At 68.3% G+C, this 1,311-nt stretch carries 3 protein-coding genes; 2 read left to right on the top strand and 1 reads right to left on the bottom strand.

Annotation, left to right across the window (positions count from 1 at the left end; genetic code table 11):
• Positions 1-143: 143 nt before the first annotated feature.
• Both FDN03_RS16890 and FDN03_RS16215 read left to right on the top strand, forming a co-directional pair.
• On the top strand, positions 144-623 hold the full coding sequence (locus FDN03_RS16890; protein WP_249354649.1) for a cytochrome P450: 480 nt from the start codon (positions 144-146) through the stop codon (positions 621-623).
• Positions 536-940: a cytochrome P450 gene (locus tag FDN03_RS16215; protein WP_249354651.1), complete on the top strand. Its 405-nt coding sequence runs from the start codon at positions 536-538 to the stop codon at positions 938-940. The genes FDN03_RS16890 and FDN03_RS16215 overlap by 88 nt, the downstream gene beginning before the upstream one ends.
• A 106-nt stretch (positions 941-1,046) precedes the next feature.
• Here FDN03_RS16215 and FDN03_RS16670 read toward each other — a convergent pair.
• Positions 1,047-1,311 (bottom strand): hypothetical protein (locus tag FDN03_RS16670; RefSeq protein ID WP_212743948.1); only part of this gene is annotated, 265 nt, incomplete at its 5' end.

The following is a 1,311-nucleotide window of genomic DNA, read 5'->3' on the forward strand; positions in this document are numbered from 1 at the left end:
CCTCTGCCTAGTGCCGGACCCGCCAACGTCGGCCTGTACATCCGGGGTCAGGCAGGCCCATGACCAGCACGTTTGACATCGCCAAAGCGGGCGGACGTTGTCGGAAGCGGCACTAGCTCCTGGTCATCGCCGACCTCCTCGGCGTGCCCGAGGAGGACCAGGAGGAGTTCCTCGACCGGTTGCAGCGCCAGCCGCAGGCCGAGAGCGGCGTCGGGGGCACCGGTGAGGAGACCCTGCACCACAGCCCGCTGGAGTTCCTCTACGGCAGGTTCACCACCTACATCGAGGATCGTCGGCGTAGCCCGCGCGCCGACGTGCTGACCCAGCTGGCAGCCGCGACGTTCCCGGACGGATCGACCCCGGCGGTCATCGACGTGGTCAGGGTCGCGGCGAACCTCCTCGCCGCAGGCCAGGAGACCACCGTCCGCCTCCTCAGCTCCGCGCTGAAGATCCTGGTGGAGGACCCCGACCTACAGCGCGCAGCTGCGCGCGCGAACCCCACCGCATCCCCAACTTCATCGAGGAGACCCTGCGGCTGGAGAGCCCGGTCAAGGGCGACTTCCGGCTCTCCCGGATCCCCGTCACCGTGGGCGGCGTGGACCTCCCCGCCGGCACCACGGTGATGGTGGTCAACGGCGCCGCGAACCGCGACCCGCGCCGCTTCGACAACCCGGACACCTTCGACGCCGCCCGGCCGAACGCCCGCCAGCACATCGCCTTCGGCCGCGGCATCCACACCTGCCCGGGCGCGCCGCTGGCCCGCGCCGAGGCCCGCGCCAGCATCGAACGGCTCCTCGAACGCACCACCGACATCCGGATCAGTGAGCGGGTACACGGCCCGGCCGACAACCGCAACTACCACTACATGCCCACCTTCATCCTGCGCGGGCTGACCAGCATTCACCTGGAGTTCGACCTCGTGGAGGACAGCGCCCGGTGAAAGCCGCCATGTGATCACCGAGAAAGTGGTGCCGCGACGCGGCGGACGGTCTCGCCGAGCCGGGTCCCGTACCAGGAGCGGCCCACGACTCCGGTGGCCGATTGTTTCATCCAAGCACCATTGCGGCCAACGCGAACGCTGCAGCTGTGAAGACAGCGGCAGCCGATGTCGCGACGGCCACCGGCATGGCTGTCATGGCGGTGATGTACTGAATACGCAACCGCGATCGGAAGGACACACAAGCCAGGCTCGCAGATGCCTGAATAGCCGTTACAGCCAGGAGTACCAGAGCAATGGACCTGCCTCCGTCCGCAGTCCAGCGGACGAGGAGCAAGGTGAGCGCCACATGGCTGAGTGATGTCCGAAGCCAC

The sequence above is a fragment of the Glutamicibacter sp. V16R2B1 genome, from assembly GCF_005774635.1.
Lineage (GTDB): Bacteria > Actinomycetota > Actinomycetes > Actinomycetales > Micrococcaceae > Glutamicibacter > Glutamicibacter creatinolyticus.